The sequence below is a fragment of the Massilia mucilaginosa genome (assembly GCF_011682145.1).
In the GTDB taxonomy this organism is placed as follows: domain Bacteria; phylum Pseudomonadota; class Gammaproteobacteria; order Burkholderiales; family Burkholderiaceae_D; genus Telluria_A; species Telluria_A mucilaginosa.
Genome location: NZ_WHJH01000204.1, coordinates 1 through 488, shown reverse-complemented (window position 1 = coordinate 488; position 488 = coordinate 1). Strand labels below are relative to the sequence as shown.

Genomic DNA, 488 nt, shown 5'->3' with positions numbered 1-488 from the left:
CGAAGTCACGGCGCCGGCAACCGAGACAGGCGCGCCGGCAGTCCTGCGGCGTTACCAGGAATTGTTCGGAGCGCGCTTGAACCCCGCAACGCTGACAATTCAACCTCTTGGCGATCTCTTGCCCCTATTCGACGCCGCAAGCCTAGCAGCCACCGGCAACCCGGCGTCACCAGCGCTCGACGACATGCTGCGGGTGCACCGTGAATTCACTGCACGTGGTATCGATACCCGCCGAACGCTTGATGACAGCATGCTTTACGCCATGTTAGCAGCACGCCGATTCGAGCAGGCAGGCGCCTTTGTCTCCATCCGGCCACACATCGCGGATTTGCCCATTCCTCAGGTAGTCGATCCGCTCGGCCCGAGTTTTAAGGGCCGAAGCGTGTTCGCATACGACGCGGTGCGTAATTCCTTGACCCGAATTTCCCTGCCGCTTCAGTCCGGAAAGGAACTCGTAATGGTCGTCGGCGCCGGCTGCCATAATTCGC

General features: G+C 60.9%; 1 protein-coding gene. It reads left to right on the top strand.

The genetic code is table 11. The annotated features are described in order from the left end of the window. Positions 1-76 precede the first annotated feature (76 nt). Positions 77-488, top strand: a 412-nt coding sequence (locus F2P45_RS34495; RefSeq protein ID WP_166882690.1) for a hypothetical protein, incomplete at its 3' end; no start/stop codon positions are given.